29 protein-coding genes are annotated in these 26831 nt (G+C 64.1%); 16 read left to right on the plus strand and 13 right to left on the minus strand.

Annotated elements, in window-relative coordinates; genetic code table 11:
• Nucleotides 1–12: 12 nt before the first annotated feature.
• Together gatA and gatC are read right to left on the minus strand one after the other, a co-directional pair.
• The gene (gene gatA, locus ACP691_RS01680) at nt 13–1464 is read right to left on the minus strand and encodes an Asp-tRNA(Asn)/Glu-tRNA(Gln) amidotransferase subunit GatA (protein ID WP_426149800.1); all 1452 of its coding nucleotides are present in this window, start codon (nt 1462–1464) and stop codon (nt 13–15) included.
• Between the two features lie 16 nt (nt 1465–1480).
• Nucleotides 1481–1768 (minus strand): Asp-tRNA(Asn)/Glu-tRNA(Gln) amidotransferase subunit GatC, encoded by a 288-nt coding sequence (gene gatC / locus ACP691_RS01685; protein ID WP_040261779.1) that lies wholly within the window; start codon nt 1766–1768, stop codon nt 1481–1483.
• Nucleotides 1769–1974: 206 nt separating this feature from the next.
• Between gatC and mreB the strand changes: the two genes are divergently transcribed.
• From mreB to tldD, 8 genes are all read left to right on the plus strand, one after another.
• Nucleotides 1975–3012 carry a rod shape-determining protein MreB gene (gene mreB / locus ACP691_RS01690; RefSeq protein ID WP_008371426.1) on the plus strand — a complete coding sequence of 346 codons (1038 nt, stop codon included), beginning with the start codon at nt 1975–1977 and terminating at the stop codon, nt 3010–3012.
• Nucleotides 3013–3187: 175 nt separating this feature from the next.
• The gene (gene mreC, locus ACP691_RS01695) at nt 3188–4309 is read left to right on the plus strand and encodes a rod shape-determining protein MreC (RefSeq protein WP_426149801.1); all 1122 of its coding nucleotides are present in this window, start codon (nt 3188–3190) and stop codon (nt 4307–4309) included.
• On the plus strand, nt 4309–4797 hold the full coding sequence (gene mreD / locus ACP691_RS01700; RefSeq protein ID WP_040261781.1) for a rod shape-determining protein MreD: 489 nt from the start codon (nt 4309–4311) through the stop codon (nt 4795–4797). Before mreC ends, mreD begins: the two co-directional genes overlap by 1 nt.
• Nucleotides 4798–4822: 25 nt before the next feature.
• The gene (locus tag ACP691_RS01705) at nt 4823–5413 is read left to right on the plus strand and encodes a Maf family protein (RefSeq protein ID WP_426149802.1); all 591 of its coding nucleotides are present in this window, start codon (nt 4823–4825) and stop codon (nt 5411–5413) included.
• A gap of 70 nt (nt 5414–5483) precedes the next feature.
• Complete coding sequence (gene rng, locus ACP691_RS01710) at nt 5484–6941, plus strand: ribonuclease G (protein ID WP_040261783.1); 1458 nt, start codon at nt 5484–5486, stop codon at nt 6939–6941.
• A 29-nt stretch (nt 6942–6970) separates the two neighbouring features.
• Nucleotides 6971–10810 (plus strand): YhdP family protein, encoded by a 3840-nt coding sequence (locus ACP691_RS01715; protein WP_426149803.1) that lies wholly within the window; start codon nt 6971–6973, stop codon nt 10808–10810.
• A gap of 96 nt (nt 10811–10906) precedes the next feature.
• On the plus strand, nt 10907–11758 hold the full coding sequence (locus ACP691_RS01720; RefSeq protein ID WP_426149804.1) for a carbon-nitrogen hydrolase family protein: 852 nt from the start codon (nt 10907–10909) through the stop codon (nt 11756–11758).
• 2 nt (nt 11759–11760) lie between these two features.
• The gene (gene tldD / locus ACP691_RS01725) at nt 11761–13209 is read left to right on the plus strand and encodes a metalloprotease TldD (RefSeq protein ID WP_426149805.1); all 1449 of its coding nucleotides are present in this window, start codon (nt 11761–11763) and stop codon (nt 13207–13209) included.
• Between the two features lie 34 nt (nt 13210–13243).
• Here tldD and yjgA read toward each other — a convergent pair whose 3' ends face one another.
• On the minus strand, nt 13244–13765 hold the full coding sequence (gene yjgA / locus ACP691_RS01730) for a ribosome biogenesis factor YjgA (RefSeq protein WP_426149806.1): 522 nt from the start codon (nt 13763–13765) through the stop codon (nt 13244–13246).
• A 109-nt stretch (nt 13766–13874) separates the two neighbouring features.
• Here yjgA and pmbA point away from each other — a divergent pair, with 109 nt between their 5' ends.
• The 3 genes from pmbA to ACP691_RS01745 all read left to right on the plus strand — a co-directional run bounded on the left by pmbA (nt 13875) and on the right by ACP691_RS01745 (nt 16380).
• Nucleotides 13875–15221 (plus strand): metalloprotease PmbA, encoded by a 1347-nt coding sequence (gene pmbA / locus ACP691_RS01735; protein WP_426149807.1) that lies wholly within the window; start codon nt 13875–13877, stop codon nt 15219–15221.
• 96 nt (nt 15222–15317) lie between these two features.
• The gene (locus ACP691_RS01740; RefSeq protein WP_040261788.1) at nt 15318–15761 is read left to right on the plus strand and encodes a tetratricopeptide repeat protein; all 444 of its coding nucleotides are present in this window, start codon (nt 15318–15320) and stop codon (nt 15759–15761) included.
• Nucleotide 15762: 1 nt separating this feature from the next.
• The gene (locus ACP691_RS01745) at nt 15763–16380 is read left to right on the plus strand and encodes a superoxide dismutase (protein WP_040261789.1); all 618 of its coding nucleotides are present in this window, start codon (nt 15763–15765) and stop codon (nt 16378–16380) included.
• A 91-nt stretch (nt 16381–16471) separates the two neighbouring features.
• Here the strand turns inward: ACP691_RS01745 and ACP691_RS01750 are convergent, their stop codons facing one another.
• The 10 genes from ACP691_RS01750 to ACP691_RS01795 form a co-directional block, all read right to left on the minus strand.
• Nucleotides 16472–16744, minus strand: coding sequence for an HPr family phosphocarrier protein (locus ACP691_RS01750; RefSeq protein WP_040261790.1), 273 nt, complete (start codon nt 16742–16744; stop codon nt 16472–16474).
• Between the two features lie 19 nt (nt 16745–16763).
• Complete coding sequence (gene rapZ / locus ACP691_RS01755) at nt 16764–17621, minus strand: RNase adapter RapZ (RefSeq protein ID WP_040261791.1); 858 nt, start codon at nt 17619–17621, stop codon at nt 16764–16766.
• A gap of 1 nt (nt 17622) precedes the next feature.
• Complete coding sequence (ptsN, locus tag ACP691_RS01760; protein ID WP_426149808.1) at nt 17623–18087, minus strand: PTS IIA-like nitrogen regulatory protein PtsN; 465 nt, start codon at nt 18085–18087, stop codon at nt 17623–17625.
• A 7-nt stretch (nt 18088–18094) separates the two neighbouring features.
• Nucleotides 18095–18403, minus strand: coding sequence for a ribosome hibernation-promoting factor, HPF/YfiA family (gene hpf / locus ACP691_RS01765; protein WP_040261793.1), 309 nt, complete (start codon nt 18401–18403; stop codon nt 18095–18097).
• 114 nt (nt 18404–18517) lie between these two features.
• Nucleotides 18518–20032, minus strand: coding sequence for an RNA polymerase factor sigma-54 (locus ACP691_RS01770; RefSeq protein ID WP_426149809.1), 1515 nt, complete (start codon nt 20030–20032; stop codon nt 18518–18520).
• A gap of 126 nt (nt 20033–20158) precedes the next feature.
• On the minus strand, nt 20159–20884 hold the full coding sequence (gene lptB / locus ACP691_RS01775) for an LPS export ABC transporter ATP-binding protein (protein ID WP_040261795.1): 726 nt from the start codon (nt 20882–20884) through the stop codon (nt 20159–20161).
• The gene (gene lptA / locus ACP691_RS01780) at nt 20884–21429 is read right to left on the minus strand and encodes a lipopolysaccharide transport periplasmic protein LptA (protein WP_426149810.1); all 546 of its coding nucleotides are present in this window, start codon (nt 21427–21429) and stop codon (nt 20884–20886) included. The genes lptB and lptA overlap by 1 nt, the downstream gene beginning before the upstream one ends.
• Nucleotides 21416–21988: an LPS export ABC transporter periplasmic protein LptC gene (gene lptC, locus ACP691_RS01785; protein ID WP_426149811.1), complete on the minus strand. Its 573-nt coding sequence runs from the start codon at nt 21986–21988 to the stop codon at nt 21416–21418. Before lptC ends, lptA begins: the two co-directional genes overlap by 14 nt.
• An 8-nt stretch (nt 21989–21996) precedes the next feature.
• Nucleotides 21997–22521 carry a KdsC family phosphatase gene (locus ACP691_RS01790; RefSeq protein ID WP_426149812.1) on the minus strand — a complete coding sequence of 175 codons (525 nt, stop codon included), beginning with the start codon at nt 22519–22521 and terminating at the stop codon, nt 21997–21999.
• Nucleotides 22521–23495, minus strand: coding sequence for a KpsF/GutQ family sugar-phosphate isomerase (locus tag ACP691_RS01795; protein WP_426149813.1), 975 nt, complete (start codon nt 23493–23495; stop codon nt 22521–22523). The genes ACP691_RS01790 and ACP691_RS01795 overlap by 1 nt, the downstream gene beginning before the upstream one ends.
• A gap of 280 nt (nt 23496–23775) precedes the next feature.
• On the opposite strand from ACP691_RS01795, the gene ACP691_RS01800 reads away from it, so the two are divergent.
• The 5 genes from ACP691_RS01800 to ACP691_RS01820 are packed head-to-tail and all read left to right on the plus strand — an operon-like array spanning nt 23776 to nt 26812.
• A complete protein-coding gene (locus ACP691_RS01800; RefSeq protein ID WP_040261799.1) occupies nt 23776–24585 on the plus strand; it encodes an ABC transporter ATP-binding protein in 810 nt (269 codons plus the stop codon).
• On the plus strand, nt 24585–25382 hold the full coding sequence (gene mlaE, locus ACP691_RS01805; protein WP_426149814.1) for a lipid asymmetry maintenance ABC transporter permease subunit MlaE: 798 nt from the start codon (nt 24585–24587) through the stop codon (nt 25380–25382). Before ACP691_RS01800 ends, mlaE begins: the two co-directional genes overlap by 1 nt.
• A complete protein-coding gene (mlaD, locus tag ACP691_RS01810) occupies nt 25382–25849 on the plus strand; it encodes an outer membrane lipid asymmetry maintenance protein MlaD (protein ID WP_040261801.1) in 468 nt (155 codons plus the stop codon). Before mlaE ends, mlaD begins: the two co-directional genes overlap by 1 nt.
• Before the next feature lie 10 nt (nt 25850–25859).
• Nucleotides 25860–26513 (plus strand): MlaC/ttg2D family ABC transporter substrate-binding protein, encoded by a 654-nt coding sequence (locus ACP691_RS01815; RefSeq protein WP_426149815.1) that lies wholly within the window; start codon nt 25860–25862, stop codon nt 26511–26513.
• Nucleotides 26510–26812: an STAS domain-containing protein gene (locus ACP691_RS01820; RefSeq protein ID WP_426149816.1), complete on the plus strand. Its 303-nt coding sequence runs from the start codon at nt 26510–26512 to the stop codon at nt 26810–26812. Before ACP691_RS01815 ends, ACP691_RS01820 begins: the two co-directional genes overlap by 4 nt.
• The last annotated feature ends 19 nt before the right edge of the window (nt 26813–26831 follow it).

A 26831-nucleotide genomic window follows, 5' to 3' on the forward strand; every position in this document is an offset into this window, starting at 1 on the left:
GTGTATTGCTCCTCAGAAGCCTTCCGGCGAACGGCGGTGCCAATCAGTGACCTGTTGGTAGCGGTGCGCGATGTTCAGTAGTCGCCCTTCCTGGAAATACGGCGCCAGCAGTTGCGCGCCCACAGGCAAGCCGTCGGCGAAGCCGACCGGCATGGACAGGCCAGGCAGCCCCGCCAGGTTGGCGGTGATGGTGTAGACGTCCTCGAGGTAGGCCGCCACCGGGTCGCTGCCCTTGGCGCCCAGCTTCCAGGCCGGGTTCGGCGTGGTCGGGCCGAGAATGACGTCCACGTCCTGGAAGGCGGCCATGAAGTCATTCTTGATCAGCCGACGGATACGCTGGGCCTTGAGGTAATAGGCGTCGTAGTAGCCGGCCGAAAGGGCATAGGTGCCGACCATGATGCGGCGCTGTACTTCCGGCCCGAAGCCTTCGCCCCGGGAGCGCTTGTACAGGTCGGTGAGGTCCACCGGGTTTTCGCAGCGATAGCCGAAGCGCACGCCGTCGAAGCGGGACAGGTTCGACGAGGCCTCGGCCGGTGCGATCACGTAATAGGCCGGAATCGCGTGGCGCATGTTCGGCAGGCTGATGGGCTTGATCACCGCGCCGAGTCTTTCCAGTTCCTGGATGCTGGCTTGCACCAGCTCGCCGATGCGCGGGTCCAGCCCGGCATCGAAGTACTCCTTGGGCACCCCGATACGCAGCCCCTGCAGCGAGTCGTTGAGGGTGGCGCTGTAGTCCGGCACCGGCTGGTCGATGCTGGTGGAGTCCTTGGGGTCGAAACCGGCCATGGCTTGCAGCAGCAGGGCGCAGTCTTCGGCGGTGCGTGCCAGTGGGCCGGCCTGGTCGAGGCTGGAGGCGTAGGCGATCATGCCCCAGCGGGAAACACGACCGTAGGTAGGCTTCAGGCCGGTGAGGTTGGTGAAGGCCGCCGGCTGGCGGATCGAACCGCCCGTGTCGGTACCGGTGGTCGCCGGCACCAGGCGCGCCGCCACCGCGGCCGCGGAACCGCCGGACGAACCGCCTGGTACGTGGTCCGGCTGCCAGGGGTTGTGCACAGCGCCATAGTGGCTGTTTTCGTTGGCCGAGCCCATGGCGAACTCGTCCATGTTGGTCTTGCCGAGGGTCACGGCGCCAGCGGCGGCCAGCTTCTCGACCACGGTAGCGTCGTAGGGCGCCTGGAAGTTGTCGAGCATCCGGGACGCGCAGCTGGTGCGGATGCCACGGGTGCAGAAGAGGTCCTTGTGGGCGATGGGGGCGCCTAGCAGCGGGCCGGCCTCGCCAGCGGCGCGGCGCGCGTCGGCGGCGCGGGCCTGCTCCAGGGCCAGGTCTTCGGTAACGGTGATGAAGGCGTTGAGCCGTGGGTCCAGGGCCCCGATGCGCGTCAGCAGCGCCTGGGTCAGCTCGACGGAAGAGTAACGCTTGGCGGCAAGGCCTTGGGCGATCTCGGCCAGGGTGAATTCATGCATGGCAGGCGGTTATCCCTTACTCGATGACTTTCGGTACCAGGTACAGGCCGCTGTCGACGGCCGGTGCAATGGCCTGGTAGGCATCGCGCTGGTTGTGTTCGGTGACCTGGTCGGGACGCAGGCGTTGGCTGGCTTCCAGCGGGTGGGCCAGGGGGGCGATGTTCTGGGTGTCCACGGCTTGCATCTGGCTCGCCAGGTTCAGGATGCTGTTGAGAGCGTCTAGGGTATGTGGCAGATCAGCCTCGCTCAGCCCGAGGCGGGCCAGGTGGGCGATCTTTTCCACGTCGGAGCGTTCGAGCGCCATGGGGAGGATCTCCAGGAGAAAGCCGGGCGGAAACGTTCCGCCACGGGGGGAACACAGTCGCGAAAACACGGTCACAGAGCCGCGATCGTGGGGCCGTGTGCCCGGAAAAACAGCCAATTTAACATATTGGCGCCTTGCCCAAAATCCCCGCCGTTGTTAGAGTTTGCCGCACTTTTTTACCCACGCGTTGCCAGGGTCACTTCTCCATGTTCAAGAAACTGCGTGGCATGTTTTCCAGCGATCTGTCCATCGACCTGGGAACGGCCAACACCCTTATCTACGTGCGTGAGCGCGGTATCGTCCTGAATGAGCCCTCGGTGGTCGCCATCCGTACCCACGGCAACCAGAAGAGCGTGGTGGCCGTCGGGACCGAGGCCAAGCGCATGCTCGGCCGCACCCCGGGTAACATTGCTGCCATCCGTCCCATGAAGGACGGGGTGATCGCCGACTTCAGCGTCTGCGAAAAAATGCTTCAGTACTTCATCAACAAGGTTCATGAAAACAGCTTCCTGCAGCCCAGCCCCCGGGTGCTGATCTGCGTGCCCTGCAAGTCCACCCAGGTGGAGCGCCGGGCCATCCGTGAGTCGGCCCTCGGGGCCGGCGCGCGCGAAGTCTTCCTCATCGAGGAGCCCATGGCGGCGGCCATCGGCGCCGGTCTGCCGGTGGAGGAAGCCCGCGGTTCGATGGTGGTGGATATCGGCGGCGGCACCACCGAGATCGCCCTGATTTCCCTCAATGGCGTGGTGTACGCCGAATCCGTGCGCGTGGGCGGCGACCGTTTCGACGAAGCCATCGTGACCTACGTTCGGCGCAACTACGGCAGCCTGATCGGCGAATCCACCGCCGAGCGCATCAAGCAGGAAATCGGCACCGCCTACCCGGGCGGCGAAGTTCGCGAAGTGGACGTGCGTGGCCGTAACCTGGCCGAAGGCGTGCCGCGAGCCTTCACCCTCAATTCCAACGAAGTGCTCGAGGCGCTGCAGGAGTCCCTGGCGACCATCGTCCAGGCGGTCAAGAGCGCCCTGGAGCAGTCCCCGCCTGAGCTGGCCTCGGACATCGCCGAGCGTGGCCTGGTGCTCACCGGCGGTGGCGCGCTGCTGCGTGACCTGGACAAGCTCCTGGCCCAGGAAACCGGCCTGCCGGTCATCGTCGCCGAGGATCCGCTCACCTGCGTGGCCCGCGGCGGCGGCCGCGCCCTGGAGATGATGGACAAGCACACCATGGATCTGCTCTCCAGCGAATGATCCAGTGGCACGCCCGGTGGGTTACAGTAGCGTCTCCCGGCGCTAAGGTAGCGGCCGGGCGTTCGCGCGTTTATCCGTTTCTTGCCGCGGCTTCGATCCATGACTGACCTTCCATCTTCCCGCCCAGGAGGAACAGCCCATTAAACCGCTGTTCGCCAAGGGCCCCTCGCTGGGCGTGCATCTGCTGGTGCTCGTGGTGCTGTCCGTTGCCCTGATGGTGGTGGACGCCCGCTTCATGCTGCTCAAGCCCGTGCGCAGCCAGATGTCGCTGGTGCTGATGCAGTCGTACTGGATCACCGACCTGCCGCAACGCATGTGGCAGGGCGTGGCAAGCCAGTTCGGCAGCCGCACCGAGCTGATCGCGGAAAACGAAAAGCTCAAGACCGAGGCTCTCCTGCTGCAAGGGCGCCTGCAGAAGCTGGCTGCCTTGACGGAGCAGAACGTGCGCTTGCGCGAACTGCTCAATTCATCCTCGCTGGTGAACGAGAAGGTGGAGGTGGCCGAACTGATCGGCGTAGACCCTAATCCCTTCACCCACCGTATCCTCATCAACAAGGGGGAGCGTGACGGCGTGTTCCTGGGGCAGCCGGTGCTCGATGCGCGCGGTCTGATGGGGCAGGTAGTGGAGTTGATGCCCTATGCTTCGCGGGTCTTGCTGCTTACCGACAGCACCCACAGCATTCCTGTCCAGGTCAACCGCAACGGGCTTCGCGCCATCGCCAGCGGCACGGGCAATCCGGAGCGCCTGGAGCTTCGGCACGTAGCCGACACGGCCGACATCAAGGAAGGCGACCTGCTGGTCAGCTCAGGGTTGGGCCAGCGCTTCCCGGCAGGCTATCCGGTGGCCACGGTCAAGGAAGTGATTCATGACTCCGGCCAGCCCTTTGCGATCGTGCGGGCGGTGCCCACGGCCGCGCTCAACCGCAGCCGCTACGTGTTGCTGGTGTTCTCCGATAGCCGTACGCCGGAGCAGCGCGCCGCCGACGCCGCCCAGGCGGAAGAAGGCAGCGGTGTGCCCGCCGCCCCGGCCTCTGGGCGAGGCGGCTCGGGCGAGCATCTCGACCCGAACCCGGCCGGCGCACAGGCTACGCCGACTGCGCCAGCGGGGAGCTCCGCGCCGGCCAATGGTGCACATGTCGCCATTCCGAATTCCCATCCGGCGCAGCCCGCCGCGGCCGGCCACCCGGCCACCACGCCTGCCCAGGGCGCTACCCCGGCGCCTAACGCCAAGCCGGCCGCCACGCCCCGCGCCAGCGCGCCGGCCGGGCGAGCAGCCAGCCCTGAAGGAGCGCATTGATGGTCAATACAAGGCGCAACCATGGCTGGATCATCTGGCTGACCTTCGCCATCGGCCTGCTGCTGAGCGTGTCCCCGCTGCCCCAGTTCATGGAAGTGCTGCGGCCATTGTGGCTGTCGTTGCTCATGGCCTTCTGGTGCCTGAACGTGCCCGGCAAGGTGGGCATGACCACTGCCTGGGTACTGGGCCTGGCCGAAGACGTCCTCTACGGCACCCTGCTGGGGCAGAACGCGCTTATCCTGAGCCTGACCACCTTCCTGGTGCTGTCGCTGCAGCAGCGCATGCGCATGTTCCCGATGTGGCAGCAGAGCCTGGTGATCTTCGTGGTGCTGGGAGTCATGCAACTGGCGCAGCTATGGCTCAGCGCCCTGACCGGCAACCGCCAGCCCACCCTGGCCCTGCTGCTGCCGGCGGTGGTCAGCGCCCTGCTATGGCCGTGGGTCAGTTATGGGCTGCGCGGCCTGCGCCGCCGCTTCAATATCCACTGAAGCGTCGCTGACAAGGAGTTGTCCCATGCCTTCATTGTTCCTGGCTTCCGGTTCCCCGCGCCGACGAGAGTTGCTGGCCCAGATCGGCGTGCCCTTCAGCACCTTGACGGCGCCCATCGACGAAACCCCATTGCCCGGCGAGCAGCCGCAGGCCTACGTGTGCCGCCTGGCCATGGCCAAGGCCAAGGCCGGCCAGGCGCAAGCGCCAGCAGGGGCGGTCGTGCTCGGAGCCGATACCGCGGTCATCCTCGACGAGCAGATTCTTGGCAAACCCGCCGACGGTCAGGACGCGCGCGCCATGCTTGCAGCCCTCAGCGGCCGCGCTCATCGAGTTTTCACCGCCGTGGCGGTGCGAAGCGCCAGCGAGGCAGAGGTGATCTGCGTGAGCAGCCAGGTACGCTTCAGACATCTTTCGGCACAGGAAATCGACGCATACTGGGCCAGCGGGGAGCCTGCCGACAAGGCTGGGGCCTATGCCATACAGGGGCTGGGCGCGGTCTTCGTGGAAACCATCGACGGCAGTTATTCCGGCGTGGTCGGCTTGCCCTTGTGCGAAACCGCCGCGCTGCTGGCCCGCTTCGGCGTGCCGTGCTGGCAACCGAACGTTACCCTTTGACCTTACGCTGGCGTCGCCTCGCGCCGTCAGTCCGGGCATCATGGGGCAAACATCCTGACGAGAGCCTGTCATGAGCGAAGAAATCCTCATCAACATCACGCCGATGGAGTCCCGTGTGGCGCTGGTGGAGAACGGCGTGCTGCAGGAAGTGCACGTGGAGCGTACCCAGCGCCGGGGCATCGTCGGCAATATCTACAAAGGCAAGGTCGTCCGCGTGCTTCCGGGCATGCAGGCGGCGTTCATCGACATCGGGCTGGACCGCGCCGCGTTCATCCACGCTTCGGAGATTTCCCTGCGCGAAGGGCCGGCCGTGGAAACCATCAGTGCCCTGGTCCATGAGGGGCAGAGCCTGGTGGTGCAGGTCACCAAGGACCCGATCGGCTCCAAGGGCGCGCGCCTGACCACCCAGCTGTCGATTCCGTCGCGCTACCTGGTGTACATGCCGCGCACCAGTCATGTGGGCATTTCCCTGAAAATCGAGGAAGAATGCGAGCGCGAGCGCCTCAAGCAGATCGTCAGCGACTGCGTGGCCAAGGAGGGCATCCAGGAAAGCGGCGGGTTCATCCTGCGCACCGCCGCAGAGGGGGCCCGGGCCGAGGAAATCCTCATGGATATTCGCTACCTGCGCAGGCTTTGGGAGCAGATCGGCAGCCAGATCAAGACCGCCGGCGCGCCCACGGTCATCTATGAAGACCTGGGCCTGGCCTTGCGTACCCTGCGCGATCTGGTCAATCCGAAGATCGAGAAGATCCGCATCGATTCCAGGGAGACTTTCCAGAAAACCACCCAGTTCGTCGAAGAGCTGATGCCGGAAATCGCCGACCGCCTGGAACATTACCCGGGCGAACGGCCGATCTTCGACCTGTATGCGGTGGAAGACGAGATCCAGCGGGCACTGGATCGCAAGGTGCCGCTCAAGTCCGGTGGCTACCTGGTCGTGGACCCGGCCGAGGCGATGACCACCATCGACGTGAACACCGGTGCCTTCGTGGGGCACCGCAACCTCGAGGAAACCATCTTCAAGACCAACCTCGAGGCTGCCACGGCCATTGCTCGCCAGCTGCGCCTGCGCAACATCGGCGGGATCATCATCATCGACTTCATCGACATGGAAGACGAGGAACACCAGCGCCAGGTATTGCGTACCCTGGAAAAACAGCTCGAACGTGACCATGCCAAGACCAACATCATCGGCATCACCGAGCTGGGCCTGGTGCAGATGACCCGCAAGCGCACCCGGGAAAGCCTGGAGCAGGTGCTTTGCGAGCCCTGTGCCTGCTGCCAGGGGCGGGGCAAGCTGAAAACGCCGGAAACTGTCTGCTACGAGATTTTCCGGGAAATCCTGCGCGAGGCCAGGGCCTACCAGGCCGAGGGCTACCGTGTGCTGGCCAATCAGAAGGTGGTGGACCGCCTGCTGGACGAAGAGTCCGGCAATGTCGCCGAACTGGAGGCTTTCATAGGCCGCACCATTCGCTTCCAGGTAGAGAGCATGTATTCGCAGGAACAATACGACGTGGTGTTGCTCTGATTGAAGCTTAACCGAACAAGGGCCCCTGCATGGCGCGTTTGACACAGGTGACAGGGGCGCTCGTTCGTTGGGGGCTGGGCGGCTGCGCGCTTTATCTGATCCTCCTGGCGCTCTATGTAAGCCTCGGCCGGCAGTTGCTGCCCATGGTAGGAGACTACCAGCCCGCGCTCGCCGACAAGGTAAGCCAGGCCCTGGGCCTGCCCGTGAGCATCGGCCGCGTGGAAGGCAGTTGGGTAGGGCTGTCGCCAGCGCTGGTAGCCCAGGACCTGACCCTCGGCACCGGGCCGGATGCCTTGCATCTGGATCGGGTTCGGGTAGTTCCCGCGCTGTGGCGCAGTCTCACGACCCTCAAGCCGCAGATCGACACGCTCCAGATGGAAGGCTTGCATCTGACCCTGCGTCAGGATGGCAGCGGCCACTGGGCGCTGCAGGGCCTTCCCCGGCCTTCTGACGATAGCCCGCTGGACCCCGCCCAGGCGATCGACCGCCTGCGCCAGCTTGGCGAGTTGACGCTGCTCGACAGCCAGTTGGTGCTGGTGCCATGGGGTCACGACCCCATCGCCTTTACCTACCTGGACGCCAGCTTGCGTTCCGCCCAGGGGCAGGAGCGCCTGGACTTGCGCCTGCACCTGCCCGATGGCAAGCCCCTGGCGGCGCAGGTACGCGCCAGGGTGCAGCCGCAGCGCTGGCAGGAGGCAGCCCTTCAGGCCTATGTCAGCTTGCCTCAGAGCGATTGGGCCAAATGGCTTCCGGCAAACTCGACGGGGCAATGGCATTTGCAGGCGCTGCAGGCCGGTGGAGAAGTCTGGCTGGACTGGGCAGACCAGCATCTCAAGAGCGCCTCGTTGCGCCTCAACGCCCCGCGGATCGAAGGTGGCATGGAGGGTAGAGCGCCAACTGCGATCAGTGACCTGGCCCTCTGCGCCTGGCTGCAGCGGGACGGTAGCAATTACCGGTTGTTGGCCCAGCCATTGGCCATGACCCTGGCCGACCAGCGTTGGGAAGCGCGCCTCAAGGCCGAGCAGGCCGGGGATGAGTGGCGACTGCAGGCCGACCGCCTGGCCCTTGGCCCCCTATTGCCCTTGCTCGATGCGTACATGCCCTGGCCGCAAAAGGCCGCCCTGGCGGTGGACAGCCTCAAGCCCAGCGGTACGTTGCGCAACGTGCTGGTGACGCTGCGCCCAAAAGAGAACGGAGACCGCCGCCTGGCCTTCGCCGCGAACCTGGAGCAGGTCGCGTTCCAGCCCTACCACTTCGCCCCTGGCGCCGCCAACGTCAGCGGCAGCATCGAAGGCGACCTGGGCCATGGCGAACTGCGCCTGGCCAGCGAAGGTTTCATGCTGCACCTGTTTCCCATCTTCAATCAGCAATGGCATTACCAGCAGGCCCATGCCCGATTGGCCTGGCGTCTGAACAGCGAAGGCTTCAGCCTGGTCGCGCCAGTGATCCAGGTGCAAGGGGAAGAAGGGCGAATCGCGGCGGATTTCATGATCCGCCTGCCTTTCGGCGAAGGACTCGAGCCTTACATGGACTTGCGCGTGGGCTTGCATGACGGTGACGGCCGGTTCACCCCCAAATACCTGCCCGAAGCCCTGAACCCCCAGGTGGCCGACTGGCTGCGCAATGCGGTGCAGCAGGGGAAGGTCGACGAGGGCTATTTCCAGTACCAGGGCTCCTTGGCCCATGCCGCGCCGGATCACGCGCGCAGCCTTACCCTGTTCTTCAAGGTCCATGATGCGAGCCTGGCTTTCCAGCCGGGTTGGCCGGCGGTCACAGGCGTGGACGGCAAGGTCTACATCCAGGATGGGGATGTCCGCATCCAGGCTGATCGAGGCCGCCTGCTGGACACCACCGTAAGTGATGTGACCGTGCGAGTACCTCATCCAGGCGAAGGGCAGGTGCCACACCTGAGCGTGCTGGGGCGCTTCGACGGGCCGCTCGGGGATGGAATCAAACTTCTGCAAACGGCGCCAATAGGTACCGAGGCGATGTTCGCCGGCTGGCAGGCGCAAGGTCCGCTCCGGGGCGGGGTAGACCTGGACATTCCCCTTGCCCACGGTGAGCCACCCAAGGTGGTCGTGGATTTCACCACCGCTGGCGCCCGCCTCAAGCTTGCTGAGCCGTCCCTTGAGCTCAGCGAACTCAAGGGCGACTTCCGCTTCGACCTGGCCAAGGGGCTGGCGGCCAAGGACGTGAGTGGCCAGGCGCTGGGCAAGGGCTTCACCGCCGGGCTGGAAGCGCTTGGCACGCCGGGGGCGCCGCTGACCCGTATCAACGTGAGCGGCCGGATGGACGTTGCCACCTTGAGCAACTGGCTGGGCAATAACCAACCTCTTCCCGCCACGGGCGAGTTCCCCTACCAGATGCAGCTGGCCTTGGGAAACGACAGCCAACTGCGCATCGATTCGGACCTCAAGGGCGTGACCGTCGATCTACCCGCGCCCTACGGCAAGGCCGCCGGGGATAGCCGCCCCACGCGTGTCGACCTCGACCTTACAGGAAGCGAGCGGCAACTACGGGTGAGCTACGCAAACCTGGCCAGCCTGGTCTACCAGCCCGCCAATGGCCAGTTCCACGCCCCGCCAAGCACTAGCCACGGCGAGCTACTGCTTGGTGAAGGCAAGGCCCAGCTGCCCGGAGCGCCCGGGCTACGCCTGCGTGGCGCCATGGACTGGGTGGACCTCAAGGCCTGGCAGGCAATGCGTGATCGCTACCTGGCAGCCACCCCGGCCACCGCAGGAACAGCGAACGGCTCGGCACCGACCATGCCGTTGAGCAGCGTGGACCTGACCATCGCGCACCTGAGCGCTTTCGGGCAATCGCTGGAGCAAGCGCGCCTGCGCCTGGATCGCGCCCAGGACACTTGGCAGCTTCGCTTGAACAGCCCCCAGCTCACGGGAAAGGCCACTGTGCCGGACCGCCCCGGATTGCCCTTGGACATCGACCTGCAGGATGTCCACCTGCCCGCGCCGGCGGTCGAGGGCACCGCGCTGCAGGAACCTCCCGAGACGCCCGACCCGCTGGCCGAGATAGATCCCCATGACATTCCCGCGGTAGATGTGCGCATCGCGCGCCTGTGGCAAGGAGCAGACCTGGTTGGCGCCTGGTCGCTCAAGTTACGTCCCAACGAGCGGGGGGTGGCGCTGGATGAGTTGAGCCTGGGGCTCAAGGGGATGCAACTGCAAGGCAGCGGTGGCTGGGAGGGCACCGCCGGCGCCAGCATCAGCTGGTTCAAGGGCAATGTCCGCGGCGCCAACCTGGCCGATGTGCTCAAGGCCTGGCGATTCGCGCCCTCGGTCACCAGCCAGGACTTCAGCCTGGACGTGGACGGCCGCTGGCCAGGGTCGCCCGCATGGGCCTCACCCAAGCGATATTCCGGCAGCCTGGACGCTACCCTCAAGCACGGCCAGTTCGTCGAAGTGGAAGGCGGCGCCCAGGCCCTGCGGGTGTTCGGGTTGCTTAACTTCAATGCCATCGGTCGCCGACTGCGCCTGGACTTCTCCGACCTGCTCGGGCGCGGGCTCAGCTACGACAAGGTGACCGGGAAGCTGGCCGCCAGCGATGGGGTATACGTGACCCGCACGCCCATCGCCCTGACCGGCCCGTCCAGCAACCTCGAACTGGACGGCACGTTGGACATGGCGGCCGACCGGGTAGACGCCCGCTTGCTGGTCACCCTGCCCGTGAGCACCAACCTGCCCATGGCGGCCCTGATCGTGGGCGCGCCGGCAGTGGGGGGCGCGCTGTTCCTGGTCGACAAGTTGCTGGGGGACCGGGTGTCCCGCCTGATCAGCGTCAAGTATCGCGTGGAAGGGCCGCTCAAGGAGCCCAAGCTCAGCTTCGACCGGCCGTTCGACGGCAAGCATTGAGCAGGACGCCTGGCCGAATCCTGGCTGCGGTTAGCCGCACAGCCTCCAGTGGGTTAGGATGCACCTTGAACCCTTACCCAGGAGACGCCAGCGCCTATGGACGTGGCCGTGATCCAGATGGTCAGCCAAACCGACCTGGCCTTGAACCTGGCACGGGCCAGGGCACTGCTCGAGCAGGCTAGCGAGGCGGGGGCCAGGCTGGCGGTGTTGCCGGAAAACTTCGCCGCGCTCGGCCGCAGGGACGTGGCAGCCATCGCCCGGGCCGAAGCCCTGGGCACCGGCCCGGTGCTGCCAGCGCTACGCCAATGCGCTCGGGACTTTGGCCTCTGGCTGGTCGCCGGCACTGTACCGCTGCCACCGGAAGGCGCGCCGGACGCGCAGCCCCGCGCTTGCTCGCTGCTGCTGGACGACATGGGCCGCACAGTCGCCCGGTACGACAAGATCCATTTGTTCGACGTGGATGTGCAGGATGATCGGGCCCGCTATCGGGAGTCCGATGACTATGGCCATGGTCACAACCTTGTGGTTGCCGACACGCCGGTAGGGCGGCTGGGGTTGAGCGTATGCTATGACCTACGCTTCCCTGAACTCTATGCGCGGCTGAGGGAGGCCGGCGCGGAGCTGATCAGCGCGCCTTCAGCGTTCACCGCGGTGACCGGGGCCGCTCACTGGGAAGTGCTGATTCGCGCCCGTGCCATAGAAACCCAATGCTACCTGTTGGCCGCGGCCCAGGGCGGTGAGCACCCTGGCCCACGCCACACCCACGGGCAATCGGCCATCGTGGACCCCTGGGGTCGGCTGCTCACGCAGCACCAGACTGGGGAAGCGGTACTGCTGGGCTCACGCGACGCTGTCGAGCAGGCGTCCATCCGTGAGCGTATGCCGGTGCAGACGCATCGGCGCATTTTCTCGCAGGCTGCCATGCGGCCTGCCCCTATCGCGGAGTGAACATGAGCGAGATGTTGAATACGGTCAGCGACCAATTGCTGACCCCCGGCGAGCTGACCCTCGACAGCCTGAACGCCGTACTGGGCGAACTGGCCGGTCCTGGAGTCGACGCCGCCGACCTGTATTTCCAAGCGCAGATCTCCGAGTCCTGGGCCCTGGAAGACGGTATCGTCAAGGAAGGCGGTTTCAATTTCGACCAGGGCGTGGGCGTTCGCGCCCAGGCTGGCGAGAAAACCGGTTTCGCCTATAGCAACACCATCACTCGTGAAGCCTTGAGCCAGGCCGCCCAGGCCGCTCGCTCGATTTCCCGGGCAGGCCAGCACGGGCAGGTGCGCGCGTTCGCGCAGCCGACACAGGCGCGAGCGCCCCTGTACGGCGCGGACAACCCGCTGGACGTGATGAGCCGCGCTGAAAAGGTCGAGCTGCTCAAGCGCATCGATGCCTACACCCGTACCCTCGACCCTCGCGTGCAGCAGGTTACCGTCAGCATGGCAGGCGTCTGGGAGCGGGTACTGGTAGCGGGCATGGACGGCAGCCTGGCGGCCGATATCCGCCCCTTGGTGCGTTTCAACGTGAGCGTGATCGTCGAGCAGAACGGTCGCCGCGAGCGGGGCGGGCAGGGTGGTGGCGCGCGCACGGACTACCGTTATTTCCTGGATGAGGAGCGGGCCATGGGCTACGCCCGTGAAGCTCTGCGCCAGGCTCTGGTTAACCTGGAGGCCCGGCCTGCCCCGGCCGGTACCCTGCCCGTGGTGCTGGGGCCGGGGTGGTCCGGCGTGCTGCTGCACGAAGCCGTGGGGCATGGCCTGGAAGGAGACTTCAACCGCAAGGGCAGCTCGGCCTACAGCGGACGGATCGGCGAGCAGGTGGCCTCCAGCCTGTGCACCATCGTCGATGACGGCACCCTGCAAGGCCGTCGCGGCTCGTTGAGCGTCGACGATGAAGGCACCACTACCCAATGCACGACCCTGATCGAGAAGGGCGTGCTCAAGGGTTACATGCAGGACAAACTCAACGCGCGCCTGATGGGCGTGGCGGCCACCGGCAACGGGCGCCGGGAATCCTACGCGCACCTGCCCATGCCTCGCATGACCAATACCTACATGCTGGCGGGCGAGCATGATCCCGAGGAAATCATCCGATCGGTCAAGAAGGGGCTTTATTGCGCCAACCTGGGCGGTGGCCAAGTGGATATCACCAGCGGCAAGTTCGTGTTCTCGACCAGCGAAGCCTATCTGATCGAGGATGGCAGGATCACCACCCCGGTCAAGGGCGCTACTCTGATCGGCAACGGTCCTGATTGCATGAGCAAGGTGTCCATGGTGGGCACGGACCTGGCGTTGGATAGCGGGGTGGGCACCTGTGGCAAGGATGGTCAATCGGTGCCGGTGGGTGTTGGCCAGCCCACACTGAAGATCGACGCTATCACCGTGGGCGGCACCGGGGCGTGACCTTGCCAGGCTTCGCCCCAGGTGAAGCTGTGGGTCAACGCAGGCCGCGTTGCTGCTCGTCGATCTCGCGGATGTACTTGAAGATCTTGCGGCTGGCCGAAGGTGGGCGATTGTGCGCGGCCTCGTGCTGCGCATGGCGCACCAATGAACGCAAATGCTGGCGATCGGTTTCCGGGTATTGGCCCACGAACGCATCCAGTACCGCGTCATCGCCGGCGATCAGCCGGTCGCGCCAGCGCTCCAGGTTGTGGAAGCGTTCGTTGTACTGCCTCGTAGAGGCGTCGACCTGGTCCAGCAGCTCGAGAATCGCCGCCGTGTCCTGGTCTCGCATCAGTTTGCCGATGAACTGGGTGTGCCGTTTTTTCGCCGCGTTGGCCGTGTGCCTGGGCGCTTCTTCCAGTGCCCGCCGCAGCGGTTCGGTCAGCGGCAGCCGGGCGAGCAGGTCCGGTTTGAGCGTGGTCAGCCGCTCGCCCAGTTCCGTCAGTGCCTGGAGCTCGCGTTTGACCTGCGTCTTGCTTTTACCCTCACCGAGGGCGTCGTCGTATGAATCAACCATGGGGGCCGTCCGCTTATAAACGCCGCCATGATAACCAGTCGGGGGCCGGTTGTCCGGTCCGGCCAGCAGGCCCTTGCCCGGATCCGTCTTTGAAGTTGTGGAGAAACCCATGAAAGCAGTCGATAGCGTTGGCCCGCAGGCGCTGCCGCCCTTACAGGAACAGGTCGAACAGATCATCGCCGAGGCCCGCCGCCAGGGCGCCAGCGCCTGCGAGGTGGCCGTTTCCCTGGAGCAGGGCCTGTCCACCTCGGTGCGCCAGGGCGAAGTCGAAACCGTTGAGCTCAACCGCGACCAAGGCTTTGGCATTACGCTTTACCTGGGGCAGCGCAAGGGTTCGGCGAGCACCTCGGCCACCGGCCCCGATGCCATCCGGGAGACGGTCGCGGCGGCCCTGGCGATCGCGCGACATACCTCAGAAGACGATGCCGCGGGGCTGGCCGACGCGGCGCTCATGGCTCGTGAGCTGCCCGCGTTGGATCTGTATCACCCATGGGAGATCAGCCCCGAGGCCAGCATCGAGCTGGCACTGGCCTGCGAGGCGGCGGCATTCGCAGCCAGCCCGCTGATCCGTAATGCCGACGGCAGCCAGGTTTCGACCCATCAGGGGTGCCGGGTGTACGGCAATAGCCACGGGTTCATCGGTGGCTATGCGTCTACCCGCCACAGCCTGAGCTGCGTGATGATCGCCGAACAGAACGGGCAGATGCAGCGGGACTACTGGTACGACGTGAACCGGGAAGGCGGCCTGCTGGCTTCGCCCGAAGCCATCGGTCGCAGGGCCGCCGAGCGCGCCGCCAGCCGGCTGGGCGCGCGCCCGGTGCCCACCTGCGAGGTCCCGGTGCTGTTTGCCGCTGAACTGGCTGGCGGATTGTTCGGCAGCTTCCTCTCGGCCGTATCGGGGGGCAATCTCTATCGCAAGTCCTCTTTCCTGGAAGGAGCCCTCGGGCAGCAGCTGTTCCCGGACTGGCTGACCCTGGACGAGCGTCCCCATCTGCCCCGAGCCCTGGGTAGCGCGGGCTTCGACGGTGACGGCCTGGCCACCTATGCCAAGCCCTTCGTGCAGGATGGCCGGCTGGTGTCCTATGTGTTGAGCACCTATTCCGGTCGCAAGCTGGGCATGCCCAGCACAGCCAATGCCGGGGGCGTGCACAACCTGTTCGTCACCCACGGCGACGATGACCAGGCCGCGCTCATTCGCAAGATGGGACGTGGGCTATTGGTTACCGAACTGATGGGCAGCGGCCTGAACATGGTCACCGGTGATTATTCCCGCGGCGCCGCGGGGTATTGGGTCGAGAACGGCGAAATCCAGTTCCCGGTCCAGGAAGTGACCATCGCCGGGAACATGAAGGACATGTTCAGGCAGGTCATCGCGGTGGGCAATGACTTGGAGTTGCGCAGCAACGTACGTACCGGATCTGTACTGATCGAGCGCATGACAGTAGCAGGCAGCTGAAATACCCCTTGGTCTACCATGGTTGCATTGAGAGTGATTATCACTAATAGTCACTCTCATCACTTGTAAGCACCTCAACCTGCAAGGGGAGCGACCATGGACCATTGGAAACAGACCATCGAGCGCGCCAATGCGCTCTTTGCCGAAGGCAATTGGGTCGACGCCCGAGAGCATTATCTGCGGGCACTGGCTCTGGCGCAGATTCTCTTCGAGCGATGGAGCAACCCGGACGAAGCGGTCGCGGCGTTCGTGGTCTCGCACCACAACCTGGCGGACCTGCACCTGAAACTGCGACAGCCGGAAGAAAGTGCCGAGTACCTGTGCGCGGCCCATGAACATTTGCTTCATGCGGTGGCCGATTCGCACTTGTCCGTAGCCTTGCGCCAGGCAGCGCTTCGTCACAGCGATCGCACCTATACGGAACTGCTGGGTTTCATTGCCGTCCATGGCGAATACCCCCGCACCGCGAGCTTGCTCGGCGGTGCCATGGGCCAACCGTCGCGCCATACCGGCGCGCACTCGCGATACGGAGTCCACTGACATGCCGCACACCCTGCCGTCCTTGCCGTACGACTACAAAGCCTTGGAGCCCCATATCGATGCCCAGACGATGGAGATCCACCATACCAAGCACCACCAGACCTACATCAACAACCTGAACGCTGCACTGGAAAACACCGAGTACGCCGAGTGGCCAGTGGAAAAGCTGCTGGCAGCCTATGACAGCCTCGAGGATAAACTCAAAGGCCCCGTGGCCAACAACGGTGGTGGCCATGCCAACCATTCCCTGTTCTGGACGGTAATGGCCCCTTCGGCCGGCGGCCAACCCAGCGGCACGGTGAAAGAGGCGATCGAGAAAGACCTGGGCGGCTTCGATGCCTTCAAGGAGGCTTTCACCAAGGCCGCGGTAAGCCGCTTCGGCAGTGGCTGGGCCTGGCTGAGCGTCACCCCGGAGAAGAAACTGGTGGTCGAGAGCACTGCCAACCAGGACAGCCCTTTGATGAAAGGCAATACCCCCATCCTGGGGCTGGATGTGTGGGAGCACGCCTATTACTTGAAGTACCAGAACCGCCGCCCTGAATACATAGGCGCGTTCTTCAACGTGGTCAATTGGCCGGAAGTGGAAAAGCGCTATCAGGCAGCCGTGCAGGCCTTCTAAGCTCGCTGGCGTATCGGTAGGGGCCTGCGAAGCGAGCGAATCGGCAGTTTCGCCAGCTGCGCTGGTTCTTACAGGTGCACCGCTCCCGGCTTCACTCCCCTTCGTCGAACTTGTCGTTGATCAGGCCTGCGAGCGCATCCAGCGCTTCCTGGGCCTGTTCGCCTTCGGTGCTCAGATGAATCTGGGTGCCTTTACCGGCCGCCAGCATCATGACCGCCATGATGCTCTTGCCGTCCACCAGGCTGGCCGAGCTACGGCCAACCCGAACCTGGCAGGGAAAGCGACCGGCGACGCCGACGAACTTGGCGGCCGCGCGCGCGTGCAAGCCCAGCTTGTTGATGATGGTAATGTCGAGTGCGGGCATTGCGTGGCAAGTCCTTGGTTCAGGTGAGGTCTCGATGGCGCACCTGCACGTTCCGTAAGGTCCGCTGCAGCAGTTCGCCGAGCCGCTCGGTGAGATAGACCGAGCGATGGTGCCCGCCCGTGCAGCCGATGGCAACCGTCACGTAGGCTCGGTTGCTTGCCGCGAACCTGGGTAGCCATTTGAGCAGGTAGCTGGAAAGGTCCTGGAACATGTCTTCGACCTCCGGCTGGGCCGCCAGATAGTCGATCACCGGCTGGTCCAGCCCGGAGTGCTCGCGCAGCTCCGGCTTCCAGTAAGGGTTGGGCAGGCAGCGCACATCGAATACCAGGTCGGCGTCGATGGGCATGCCACGCTTGAAACCGAACGATTCCAGGAGGAACGCGGTACCGGCGTCTGGCTTGTTCAGCAGGCGCAGTTTCAACGTATCCCTGAGCTGGTAGAGGTTCAGGCTCGTGGTGTTTATCTTCAGGTCGGCCAGGTCGGCTATGGGGCCAAGCAGGTCGCTTTCCACCCGAATGGCCTCGGCGAGGGAGCGATTGGCGCTGGTCAGCGGGTGCCGCCGGCGGGTTTCCGAAAAGCGCTTGAGCAGTGTTTCCTCGTCTGCGTCCAGGAACAGCACGTCGCACTGAATGTGCTTGGCGCGGACCTCATCGAGCAATTCCGGGAAGCGGGACAGATGACTGGGCAGGTTGCGCGCGTCTATGGACACGGCGACCAAGGGCTGGGCCAGCTCGGTATGAATGATGGCGCGTTCGGCGAGCTCCGGCAGCAGGCCGGCCGGAAGGTTGTCGATGCAGTAGAAGCCGTTGTCTTCGAGGACATCGAGAGCGGTACTCTTGCCCGAACCCGAGCGACCGCTGACGATGACCAGGCGCATGTCAGGCGCTGACCTGAGCGTTCACTACCACCTGGTACAGCGCCTCGCTGTCCTTGGCTGAACGCAGTTGGTCTCGAGTCTCGCGGCGGTCGAGCATGCTGGCGATCTGTCGCAGCAGTTCGAGGTGGGCATCGGTGGCTGCCTGGGGAACCAGCAGCACGAAGATCAAGTCCACCGGCGCGCCATCGATGGCGTCGAAGTCTACCGGCGACTCCAGATGCAGAAGGGCGCTGACCGGCTCATGGCAGTTGGCGAGCCGACAATGCGGAATGGCGATGCCATTGCCGAAGCCGGTGGACCCTAGCTTTTCCCGTGCGATCAGAGCCTCGAAAAGGGCTTGCTGGCCGATATCGGGTAGGTCTTTATGGATCAGGCTGGCGATCTGTTCGAGGACGCGTTTCTTGCTGCCGCCCGGCACGTTCACAAGGGAACGGCCGGGGGTCAGGATCTGTTCTAGTCGGATCATCGGGGGCTCAGCGAGCGGCCGTACCTTGCAGGTGGCTCTGCTGTTTTTCCTTGTATTTGAGCAATTGCCGGTCGAGTTTATCGGTAAGAAGGTCGATGGCGGCATACATGTCTTCGTGTTCCGCCTGGGCCACCACGTCGCACTTTGGAACCCGGATGGTCGCCTCGACGCGCTGTTTCTGCTTCTCCACTTCCATGATCACCTCCACATTGGTGATCTTGTCGCAGTGTCGCTCCAGCTTGGCGAGCTTTTCGGTCATGTAGCTACGCATGGCGTCGGTCACATTCAGTTGATGCCCACTGATGTTGACTTGCATACCGCTTCTCCTTATTGCCAGTGCATAAAGAGGCAGGCGAGAAACCTGCCACTGAAACGCTGGTGGCATTCCCGGTGGTTGCCGACGACCAGGGCCGGCAGCCACCTGGCCAGGCTACATCAACCGCTTGCGTTCGCTGGACGGCGCGATCCCGAGGGACTCACGGTACTTGGCGACAGTGCGGCGTGCTACCTGAATGCCCTGTGCCTCCAGTAAACCAGCGATCTTGCTGTCACTCAATGGCTTTTTCTGGTTTTCGGCGGCGACCAGTTTCTTGATGATCGCCCGGATGGCCGTGGATGAGCATTCTCCGCCTTCCGAGGTGCTGACGTGGCTGGAGAAAAAGTATTTCAGCTCATAAATGCCGCGAGGGGTGTGCATGTACTTCTGGGTGGTGACACGGGAAATCGTGGACTCGTGCATGCCCACGGCTTCGGCGATATCGTGCAGCACCAAGGGTTTCATGGCTTCGTCGCCATAGTCGAGGAAGCCGCGCTGGTGCTCCACGATCTGCGTGGCCACCTTCATCAGGGTTTCGTTGCGGCTTTGCAGGCTCTTGATGAACCAGCGGGCCTCCTGCAACTGATTGCGCATGAAGGTGTTGTCCGCGCTGCTGTCGGCGCGACGCACGAACCCGGCATACTGCGGGTTCACACGCAATCGCGGCACGGCCTCCTGGTTGAGTTCCACCAGCCAGCGGTCGTTGTCCTTGCGCACGATCACATCGGGCACCACGTATTCCGGTTCGCTGCTCTCGATCTGCGAGCCGGGGCGTGGGTTGAGGCTCTGCACCAGCTCGATCACCTGGCGAAGCTCATCTTCCTTGAGCTTCATCCGCCGCATCAGTTGGCTATAGTCCCGGCTGCCAAGCAGTTCTATGAACTCTGTAACCAGGCGCTGGGCCTCGGCAAGCCATGGGGTTTTCGGCGGCAATTGGCGCAACTGCAGGGCCAGGCATTCGCCAAGGTTGCGCGCGCCCACGCCAGCGGGCTCGAATTGCTGGATGCGATGCAGCACGGCCTCGACTTCATCCAGCTCGATATCCAGTTCCGGATCGAAGCCTTGGCAGAGTTCTTCCAGGCTTTCTTCCAGATATCCCTGGCTGTTGATGCAATCGATGAGGGTAACCGCGATCAACCGGTCGTTATCGGACATCGGCACCAGGTTGAGCTGCCAGAGCAGATGGCTTTGCAGGCTTTCCCCGGCCGAGGTGCGGGTAGTGAAGTCCCAATCGTCGTCATCGCCCCCAGGCAGGCTACTGGCGCTGGTCTGGTAGATGTCTTCCCAGGCCGTATCCACGGGCAGGTCTTCGGGAATGCGTTCGCTCCAGTCGCCTTCTTCGCTGGCTTGGGCGCCGCTGTCAGCGCTTTCCTGGAAGCTGGTTTCCTGGAAGGACGGTTCGGGGCTTTCCGCCTGCGTATTCGACTGTTCCGCCTTGTCGGCCAACGGGTCGGTATTGTCGAAGTCGTCACCCTCTTCCTGGCGTTCGAGCATCGGATTGGACTCGAGCGCCTCCTGGATTTCCTGTTGAAGGTCCAAGGTGGAAAGCTGGAGAAGGCGGATGGCCTGTTGCAACTGCGGCGTCATCGTCAGTTGCTGGCCCATTTTAAGGACAAGCGATGGTTTCATGGCGTGAGCTTGACACCTTGTTTGCCGGCGCGAGGCGCCTTCCACAACGGGTGCTCCCAGCGGAGCACCCAGACTTGAAGCAAATTATATGCCTGAGGCTTCGAGCTTTGCCTAGGGGCTTTACACTTACAGCCGGAACTCGTGGCCCAGGTAGACCTCTTTCACCAGCTCGTTGGCCAGGATAGTTGCCGAATCGCCTTCTGCAATCAATTGGCCATCGTTCACAATATAGGCGATTTCGCAGATATCGAGGGTTTCCCGCACATTGTGGTCGGTGATCAACACGCCAATGCCCTTGGCCTTGAGGTGATGAATGATCTGCTTGATATCACCCACGGATATCGGGTCCACGCCAGCGAAGGGTTCGTCCAGCAGGATGAATTTCGGCGCGGTGGCCAGTGCCCTGGCGATCTCGACCCGCCGCCGTTCGCCGCCGGACAGGCTCATGCCGAGGTTGTCCCGGATATGGGTGATGTGGAATTCCTGCAAAAGGCTTTCCATGGCCTTGCGACGGCCATTGCTGTCGAGGTCCTTGCGGGTTTCCAGAATGGCCATGATGTTGTCGGCCACCGACAGCTTGCGGAAGATGGAAGCTTCCTGGGGCAGATAGCCAATGCCTGCCTTGGCGCGACCGTGCATGGGCTGGTGGCTGACGTCCAGATCGTCGATCAGCACCCGGCCCTGGTCTGCCTGGACCAGGCCCACGATCATGTAGAAACAGGTGGTCTTGCCCGCCCCGTTGGGGCCAAGCAGGCCGACGATCTGCCCACTTTCGATGGAAAGGCTGACATCTCTCACCACTTGCCGGCTTTTATAGCTCTTGGCCAGGTGCTGGGCCTTCAACGTTGCCATTACTGCGCCTTCTGCGGCTGGTCGGTTTTCTTCTTGGGCTGGATCACCATGTCGATCCGCGGGCGTGGCGCGGTCAGCTTGCTGCCCGTGGCCCGCCCGGCGTTCACCACCTGGCGCACCGTGTCGTAGACGATCTTTTCGCCTTCGGAGGTGTTGCCATCGTTGATGACCTTGGCCTTGTCGATCAGCACGATGCGGTCCTGGGCGGCGAAGTACTGGATGGTCACCGCGTAGGCCTGGACGATCGGCTTGTCGACGGCAGGCTTCTGCTCGTAGTAGGCCAGGTTGCCCACGGCGGTGAACACGTCCACGTCGCCATTGGCTGCGCGGGTGACGGTTACCTTGTTGCCGGTGATCTTCATCGAGCCCTGGGTGATGACCACGTCCCCGGTGTACACGGCCACGCCTTGCTTGTCGTCAAGCTGGGCGTCGTCGGACTGGATATGGATGGGCTGATTCCGGTCGGTGGGCAGCGCCAAAGCGTTCACGCTTCCCAGTGCCGCGCCCAGGCCTAGCAGGAAGGGGAGGGTTTTAACGAGCCTCATACTGTCCTCTTACGGTGGACAGCAAGTGGATCTTGCTGTCGTTCAAATACGCTTTCATTCCCTTGGCAGTCGTGACGCCACCGGCGCCCTCGATTCTAACGTCTTGGTCAGTCTCCGCATATTGCTTCTGCGGGAATACCATGGCGCGGGACGTCGTGATCACGGTGGTTCGGTTCTGCTGGTCCGTGCGGTTGAGCCGTACGGCGTCGATGAGTTCGACCTGGCTGCCGTCCGGATTGACCACGGCGCGCTCGCTGCGCACGTGCCAGGGGTAGGTCGTTCCCCGGTAGATGTCCATCACCGGCCTGGTCACATGGGTGACCTCGCTGGCCTTGAGGTGCTCGACCCTGTCGGCGGTCATGTCGTACTGCCTGGAGCCGTCGGGCAGGTACTGCACCGTGTGCGCGTTGATCGCATAGTAGTCGATGGTGCCGGCGTCGACGCTCGCCTTGGGGTTGTCGAGGAAGCGGCCAGGGCTGACGTTCCAGTACCCGGCAGCGATCAGCAGGGCGGCGAGCGCCACCGCGATCGACAGGGTCAAGAGCTTTTTCTTGGGCATTGCGGTGCCTACAGGTAGTGGTTCAGCGCGGCGTCCAGGTTGCCCTGGGCCCGCAGGATAAGTTCGCAATATTCACGAGCCGCGCCTTCGCCACCCTTGGCCTGGGTCACGCCATGGGCGTGTCGGCGCACGAAGTCGGCGGCATTGGCCACCGCCATGCCCAGCCCCACGCGCCGGATGACCGGGAGGTCCGGAAGGTCGTCGCCCAGGTGGGCGACCTGCTCGTAGGACAGGCCCAGCGTCTGGATAAGCCCATCCAGAACCACGAGCTTGTCCTCGCGGCCCTGGTACAGGTGCGGGATGCCCAGGTTGCGGGCCCGGCGTTCGGTCGCGGCGCTGGTGCGGCCGCTGATGATGGCGGTTGTCACGCCCGAGGCCATGAGCATCTTGATGCCCTGGCCATCGAGTGTATTGAACGCCTTGATCTCGCTGCCGTCTTCCAGAAAGTAGAGACGGCCATCGGTGAGCACACCGTCGACGTCGAAAACCGCCAGTTTGATCCGGCTCGCGCGTTCCAGCAGGGCGTGATCCATCACACGACCCCCGCACGGAGGAAGTCATGCATGTTCATCGCGCCAACCGGGCGATCCTGCTCATCGACCACCACCAGGGCGCCGATCTTGTGGTCTTCCATGATCTTCAATGCCTGGGCCGCCAACATTTCAGGGGTAACGGACTTGCCGTGAACGGTCATCACCTGTTCGATGCGCGTGGCCTGGATGTCCAGGTTGCGGTCCAGGCTGCGGCGCAGGTCGCCATCGGTGAAGACTCCGGCCAGGCGGCCGTCCTCTTCGATCACCACGGTCATGCCCAGCCCCTTGCGCGACATTTCCAGAAGGGCTTCCTTCAGGAGCGTGCCGCGCGTGACCTTCGGCAGGGCGGCCCCGCCGTGCATCAATTGCTCGACCTTCAGCAGCAGGCGTCGCCCCAGGGCCCCGCCCGGGTGCGAAAACGCGAAGTCTTCGGCGGTGAACCCGCGCGCTTCGAGCAGGGCTACCGCCAGAGCGTCCCCCAGCACCAGCGCCGCGGTGGTGGACGAGGTAGGCGCCAGGTTCAGGGGGCAGGCTTCCTGCTCCACCCGAGCGCTCAGATGGACCTCGGCGGCCTTGGCCAGGGTGGATTCCGGATTGCCGGTAAGGCTGATCAGGCCGATGCCAAGGCGCTTGATCAGCGGTACCAGGGTAACGAGTTCCGCGGTGGTACCGGAGTTGGACAGCGCCAGAACGATGTCGGCCGGGGTGATCATGCCCATGTCGCCATGGCTGGCCTCGGCCGGATGCACGAAGAAGGCCGGCGTTCCGGTGCTGGCCAGGGTCGCGGCGATCTTGCGCCCGACATGGCCCGACTTGCCCATGCCCATGACCACGACGCGCCCGCTGCTGGCCAGGATCATCTCGCAGGCGTGGACGAAATCAGCGTTTATGGACTCGAGCAGGCCTTCCACTGCCTTGAGTTCAAGAGCGATGGTGCGCTGCGCGGACTGGATAAGGTCGCGGGTCTGGTTCATGCGGAGCAAGTCAGCCTGAGAAAAGGCCGGGATTATATCTGGATTGCCGGTAGCGCGCACGGCCCGGCGCAGCCGGTCATTTGCGCCTTCGCAGCAAGGTCTGGCGAGTCGCTGGCTGACGCCGCCGGCGCGGCCAGGCCCAGGGCGCCTCGGCAAGCGCGGGCGGTTCCCCGCGCGAAGGTCGGTGGTATAGTGCGCCGCTTGTCGACCTGCGGCGGCGGTGTGCCCTGGCCTGTGGCTCACACGTCTTCAGGGGAATGTCGCATCGCAAGGAGAACGAATGAGTGCTGAACACGCCTACGCCGTCGAGCTGAAGGGCGTCACCTTCAAGCGCGGCGCGCGCAGCATTTTCGAGAATGTGGATATCCGCATTCCACGCGGCAAGGTCACCGGGATCATGGGGCCGTCCGGCTGCGGCAAGACGACCCTGCTGCGCCTGATGGGCGCTCAGCTGCGGCCCGCCAAGGGCCAGGTATGGGTGAACGGGCAGAACCTGCCGGAGCTGTCGCGCAGTGACCTGTTCGATGCCCGCAAGCACATGGGCGTGCTGTTCCAGAGTGGCGCGCTGTTCACGGACCTGGACGTCTTCGAGAACGTGGCGTTCCCGCTGCGGGTGCATACCGACCTGCCCGAGGAAATGATTCGCGACATTGTGCTGATGAAGCTGCAGGCCGTGGGGCTGCGCGGTGCGGTGGAGCTGATGCCCGACGAGCTTTCCGGAGGCATGAAGCGCCGGGTGGCCCTGGCGCGCGCTATCGCCATGGACCCGCAGATCCTCATGTACGACGAGCCTTTCGTCGGCCAGGACCCGATCGCCATGGGCATGCTGGTGCGCCTGATCCGGCTGCTCAACGACGCCCTGGGAATCACCAGCATCGTGGTGTCTCACGATCTGGCCGAAACCGCGAGCATCGCCGATTACCTTTATGTAGTGGGCGACGGCCAGGTGCTGGGGCAGGGCACCCCGGCCGAGCTGATGGCTTCGGATAATCCGCGCATCCGTCAGTTCATGAAAGGCCAGGCAGACGGGCCGGTTCCTTTCCATTTTTCCGCGCCAGCCTTGGCCGAAGACTTTCTGGGGAAGCGCTGATGCGTCGCAGGTCCATAGTGGAGCGGGTTCGCCTGTTGGGGCGGGCTGCCATCGACATCATCGCAGGGCTGGGTCGCGCCACTCTGTTTCTTCTTCACGCCTTGTTCAGTCGCGGCGGAGTGTCCGGTGGGTTTGCCCTGCTGGTGCGGCAGCTGTACTCGGTCGGTGTGTTGTCCCTGGCCATTATCGTGGTGTCCGGGATCTTCATTGGCGGCGTGCTCTCGCTGCAGGGTTTCAGCATCCTGGCCAAATACGGTTCCGAACAGGCGGTGGGCCAGATGATTGCCCTGACCTTGCTGCGTGAGCTGGGGCCTGTGGTCACCGCCTTGCTCTTCGCCGGGCGCGCGGGTTCGGCCCTGGCCGCGGAAATCGGCAACATGAAAGCCACCGAGCAGCTCTCCAGCCTGGAAATGATCGGCGTCGACCCGCTCAAGTACATCATCGCGCCGCGGCTCTGGGCGGGCTTCATTTCCCTGCCGGTGCTGGCGGCCATGTTCAGCGTCGTGGGCATCTGGGGCGGGTCCTGGGTAGCGGTGGACTGGCTCGGGGTCTATGAAGGGTCGTTCTGGGCCAACATGCAGAACAGCGTCAGTTTTACCGAGGATGTCCTCAATGGCGTGGTGAAGAGCCTTGTGTTCGCCTTCGTGGTCACCTGGATCGCGGTGTACCAGGGCTATGACTGCGAACCTACGTCAGAAGGAATCAGCCGCGCGACTACCCGTACCGTGGTCTACGCCTCCCTGGCCGTATTGGGCCTGGACTTCATTTTGACCGCTTTGATGTTTGGAGATTTCTAATGCAAAACCGCACCCTGGAAGTCGGTGTCGGCCTGTTTCTGCTGGCCGGGATCCTCGCGCTGTTGCTGCTGGCCCTGCGGGTCAGCGGGCTATCCCCGACCTCCGCCCACGACACTTACAAACTCTACGCATATTTTGACAATATCGCCGGCCTGACTGTCAGAGCCAAGGTGACCATGGCTGGCGTGACCATCGGCAAGGTCACCGCCATCGACCTGGACAAGGACACCTTCACCGGTCGGGTGACGCTGCAACTGGACAAGAGCGTGGATAACCTGCCGGTGGATTCGACCGCTTCCATCCTGACGGCCGGCCTGCTGGGCGAGAAGTACATCGGGGTGAGCGTGGGTGGTGAGAGTGCCGTGCTGAAGGATGGTCAGACAATCCATGACACACAATCCTCGCTGGTGCTGGAGGATCTGATTGGCAAATTCTTGCTCAATAACGTGAGCAAAGAAGCGAAATAAAGGAGTTCACATGATAGCCATTTTGCGTCGAGCCCTGGTCGCCATGCTGCTGGCCGTGCCGCTACTGGCCAATGCCGCGGCGGGCAGCTCCGCCCATGACCTGGTCAAGGGCACCACCGACGAGCTGCTGGCCGACCTGAGCGCCAATCGCGACGCCTACCGCCAGAACCCCTCGGCCTTCTACGCCGCGCTCAACCGCATCGTGGGCCCTGTGGTGGACGCCGACGGCATCTCGCGCAGCATCATGACGGTCAAGTATTCGCGCAAGGCTACGCCGGAGCAGATGGCTCGCTTCCAGGAAAACTTCCGCCGCAGCCTGTTCCAGTTCTATGGCAACGCCCTGCTCGAGTACAACAACCAAGGCATCACGGTCGACCCACCCAAGGACGAAAGCGGTGAGCGGACCTCCGTCGGCATGCAGGTGCGCGGCAACAACGGTGCGGTCTACCCGGTTTCCTATACGCTGGAGAAGGTCCAGGGCCAGTGGAAAGTGCGGAATGTGATCGTAAACGGCATCAACATCGGCAAGCTGTTCCGCGACCAGTTCGCTGACGCCATGCAGCGAAACGGCAACGACCTGGACAAGACCATCGACGGCTGGGCTGGCGAGGTCGCCAAGGCCAAGGAAGCTGCAGGCAACCAGCCCTTGCAGGAGCAGCAATGAGCCTGGCTTCGTTAAGGCTGGTAGACAACCAGCTGCATCTGCAAGGCGTGCTGGACTACCGCACCGGGGCCAGCCTGCGCGCCGAGGCCCGGGATCTGGTGCCGCGGGTAAGCGGCGGTCAGGTGGTGGTGGATTGCCGCGCCGTGGAGAAAGCCAGCAGCGTGGGCGTGTCCCTGTTGCTGGCGCTGGCCCGTGATGCCCAGGCAGCTGGCAAGACGCTGAGCGTGAGCCACATGCCGACGGACCTGTGCCAGATTGCCGAGGTCTGTGGCGTTTCGCCTTTGCTGCGCAGCGTCTGACACCCGTGCTCGGGAAAAG

The sequence above is a fragment of the Pseudomonas sp. DC3200b2 genome (assembly GCF_049895785.1).
Classification (GTDB): domain Bacteria; phylum Pseudomonadota; class Gammaproteobacteria; order Pseudomonadales; family Pseudomonadaceae; genus Aquipseudomonas; species Aquipseudomonas massiliensis.

Excerpts from the sequence above, each read along its gene's own strand:
- rng (WP_040261783.1), top strand. The coding sequence starts at position 5,484 with ATGAGCGAAGAAATCCTCATCAACATCACGCCGATGGAGTCCCGTGTG.
- gatC (WP_040261779.1), bottom strand. The coding sequence starts at position 1,768 with ATGGCGCTCGAACGCTCCGACGTGGAAAAGATCGCCCACCTGGCCCGC.
- mlaD (WP_040261801.1), top strand. The coding sequence starts at position 25,382 with ATGCAAAACCGCACCCTGGAAGTCGGTGTCGGCCTGTTTCTGCTGGCC.
- lptC (WP_426149811.1), bottom strand. The coding sequence starts at position 21,988 with ATGCCCAAGAAAAAGCTCTTGACCCTGTCGATCGCGGTGGCGCTCGCC.
- yjgA (WP_426149806.1), bottom strand. The coding sequence starts at position 13,765 with ATGGTTGATTCATACGACGACGCCCTCGGTGAGGGTAAAAGCAAGACG.
- ACP691_RS01800 (WP_040261799.1), top strand. The coding sequence starts at position 23,776 with ATGAGTGCTGAACACGCCTACGCCGTCGAGCTGAAGGGCGTCACCTTC.
- ACP691_RS01790 (WP_426149812.1), bottom strand. The coding sequence starts at position 22,521 with ATGGATCACGCCCTGCTGGAACGCGCGAGCCGGATCAAACTGGCGGTT.
- ptsN (WP_426149808.1), bottom strand. The coding sequence starts at position 18,087 with ATGATCCGACTAGAACAGATCCTGACCCCCGGCCGTTCCCTTGTGAAC.
- hpf (WP_040261793.1), bottom strand. The coding sequence starts at position 18,403 with ATGCAAGTCAACATCAGTGGGCATCAACTGAATGTGACCGACGCCATG.
- ACP691_RS01740 (WP_040261788.1), top strand. The coding sequence starts at position 15,318 with ATGGACCATTGGAAACAGACCATCGAGCGCGCCAATGCGCTCTTTGCC.
- ACP691_RS01750 (WP_040261790.1), bottom strand. The coding sequence starts at position 16,744 with ATGCCCGCACTCGACATTACCATCATCAACAAGCTGGGCTTGCACGCG.
- mreB (WP_008371426.1), top strand. The coding sequence starts at position 1,975 with ATGTTCAAGAAACTGCGTGGCATGTTTTCCAGCGATCTGTCCATCGAC.
- ACP691_RS01815 (WP_426149815.1), top strand. The coding sequence starts at position 25,860 with ATGATAGCCATTTTGCGTCGAGCCCTGGTCGCCATGCTGCTGGCCGTG.
- pmbA (WP_426149807.1), top strand. The coding sequence starts at position 13,875 with ATGAAAGCAGTCGATAGCGTTGGCCCGCAGGCGCTGCCGCCCTTACAG.
- mreD (WP_040261781.1), top strand. The coding sequence starts at position 4,309 with ATGGTCAATACAAGGCGCAACCATGGCTGGATCATCTGGCTGACCTTC.
- mlaE (WP_426149814.1), top strand. The coding sequence starts at position 24,585 with ATGCGTCGCAGGTCCATAGTGGAGCGGGTTCGCCTGTTGGGGCGGGCT.
- ACP691_RS01705 (WP_426149802.1), top strand. The coding sequence starts at position 4,823 with ATGCCTTCATTGTTCCTGGCTTCCGGTTCCCCGCGCCGACGAGAGTTG.
- ACP691_RS01820 (WP_426149816.1), top strand. The coding sequence starts at position 26,510 with ATGAGCCTGGCTTCGTTAAGGCTGGTAGACAACCAGCTGCATCTGCAA.
- ACP691_RS01795 (WP_426149813.1), bottom strand. The coding sequence starts at position 23,495 with ATGAACCAGACCCGCGACCTTATCCAGTCCGCGCAGCGCACCATCGCT.
- gatA (WP_426149800.1), bottom strand. The coding sequence starts at position 1,464 with ATGCATGAATTCACCCTGGCCGAGATCGCCCAAGGCCTTGCCGCCAAG.
- ACP691_RS01745 (WP_040261789.1), top strand. The coding sequence starts at position 15,763 with ATGCCGCACACCCTGCCGTCCTTGCCGTACGACTACAAAGCCTTGGAG.
- tldD (WP_426149805.1), top strand. The coding sequence starts at position 11,761 with ATGAGCGAGATGTTGAATACGGTCAGCGACCAATTGCTGACCCCCGGC.
- rapZ (WP_040261791.1), bottom strand. The coding sequence starts at position 17,621 with ATGCGCCTGGTCATCGTCAGCGGTCGCTCGGGTTCGGGCAAGAGTACC.
- lptA (WP_426149810.1), bottom strand. The coding sequence starts at position 21,429 with ATGAGGCTCGTTAAAACCCTCCCCTTCCTGCTAGGCCTGGGCGCGGCA.
- ACP691_RS01715 (WP_426149803.1), top strand. The coding sequence starts at position 6,971 with ATGGCGCGTTTGACACAGGTGACAGGGGCGCTCGTTCGTTGGGGGCTG.
- ACP691_RS01770 (WP_426149809.1), bottom strand. The coding sequence starts at position 20,032 with ATGAAACCATCGCTTGTCCTTAAAATGGGCCAGCAACTGACGATGACG.
- ACP691_RS01720 (WP_426149804.1), top strand. The coding sequence starts at position 10,907 with ATGGACGTGGCCGTGATCCAGATGGTCAGCCAAACCGACCTGGCCTTG.
- lptB (WP_040261795.1), bottom strand. The coding sequence starts at position 20,884 with ATGGCAACGTTGAAGGCCCAGCACCTGGCCAAGAGCTATAAAAGCCGG.